1 protein-coding gene is annotated in these 1,601 nt (G+C 63.0%); it reads right to left on the reverse strand.

The genetic code is table 11. From position 1 onward, the window contains the following. Positions 1 to 123: 123 nt before the first annotated feature. Complete coding sequence (locus ACSFE6_RS31485) at positions 124 to 1,431, reverse strand: leucine-rich repeat-containing protein kinase family protein (RefSeq protein ID WP_435431265.1); 1,308 nt, start codon at positions 1,429 to 1,431, stop codon at positions 124 to 126. Positions 1,432 to 1,601 lie beyond the last annotated feature (170 nt).

Genomic DNA, 1,601 nt, shown 5'->3' on the forward strand with positions numbered 1-1,601 from the left:
ATCTCGCGTGGTTTTCCCCTCCCCCCCCCCCCTCTTCCCCCCCCCCCCCCCCCCCAACACACCCCCCCCCCCCCCCCCCCCCCTCCGCCCCCCCCCCCCCCCCCACAGGTTTCTTGCAATCCATTAGTTCAGCGCAGCCAAGGCCTGAACAATCTCGCCGAACCCCGGCCGCGCCAACACCTCCGGCTGACAGCAGCGCTGCTGCAAGTCCTCCAGCGCCAATCGCTGTTCCTCGCTCAACCCCGAATCGATCCGCTCCAGCAATTCCCCCAGCAAAATCCCGAACGCTCTGACTTCGATGCGTTGCAGCGCTCGGCTTTCAAGGCTGTCCTGCGTGGCATGGAAAGACGCCGCACCAAAGTCGCCCAGCAGGCAATCGCCATGCTCGTTCCACAGGATATTGTGGCCATAGAGGTCGCCATGGGTGATGCCTTGGCGATGCAGGTGCCCAGCGACGGAAGCAATGCCTCGGGCGATACGCAGGGCGCCATCGGCGCTGAAGCGAGTGTCATCGGCGTAGACGTCACGACTGCATGACGCCAGGCTCGGCAATCCGGCGAGGTTGCGAAACTCAGGTCCGATCAGTTGCATCACCAGCCCGGCTGTTTGTCGCGGGTGATCGATGATCCGGCCTTCAATGCGGATCAGGTTGGGGTGAAGGCCTGCGGTGATGCAGGCGTTCATTTCGTGCAGGGGCGAACCATCGCTGGTCATTTCGCCTTTGTAGAGTTTGACGGCAACCGGTGTGGCGCCATGTCCCGGTGGTGTCCAGATAGCGCGATGGATCACACCCGAGGCACCTTCGCCGAGTGTCTGTTCCAGACTCAGATTCGACCAGGGGATATCCGCCGTCGCCTCAAAAGCGGCTTCGGTTTCCAGCGGGTTACCGGCGTAGGCCAGCCAGGTCAGGCTCGGCAGGGACAGCAGCCATTCGGGCAGTTCGGTCAGACGATTGGCGGCGATGCGGATCAGTTCGAGCCGGTGGCAGTGACGCAGGCTGTCGGGCAACTGTTGCAACCGGTTGCCCGCCAGCATGAGTTTTTGCAGGTGCGGGCGTTCCCCCAGTTCGGTGGGCAGCGCGTTGATTCGGTTGTCGGTCAGGATCAGCCAGCGCAACAGGGGTGGCAAGGCCTCACCGGGTACGTGTTCGATGCGGTTGGCCTTGAAGCCGACCATGGTCAGCGCTGCGCATTGCCCAATGCATGCCGGCAGTTCGGTGAACTGGTTATCGGAGCAGAACAGCACACGCAACCGGGTCAGGCGGTGCAGATCGTCGGGCAGTCTGCTCAAGGCGTTGCCGCTGAGGTTGAGCACTTCCAGGGAGTCCGCCAGGTCGAAGATTTCCCGGGGAAATTCGGTCAGGCCGCAGCTAAGGTCCAGGCGAGTGATGCCCGCCAGCGTGCCGGCGCGCAGTTGTGCAAGGGTGTGCATGAGCGGGGTTCGCTATCGATCGAAGGAATGGGCGGCATGATAGCGGGAGCGTGTGTTGCCTGTCAGGCCGCTTTTGAGAGAAGGGGGGGTCCCCCCAGAGAGGGGGCTTCCACAACTTGTGGGAAAAATCTCCCCCAAGGAACGGGTATACCAGCCCACCAACACGTATG

Origin of the sequence: Pseudomonas baetica, assembly GCF_051216495.1 — a bacterium.
Taxonomy (GTDB): domain Bacteria; phylum Pseudomonadota; class Gammaproteobacteria; order Pseudomonadales; family Pseudomonadaceae; genus Aquipseudomonas; species Aquipseudomonas baetica_B.

Excerpts from the sequence above, each read along its gene's own strand:
- ACSFE6_RS31485 (WP_435431265.1), bottom strand. The coding sequence starts at position 1,431 with ATGCACACCCTTGCACAACTGCGCGCCGGCACGCTGGCGGGCATCACT.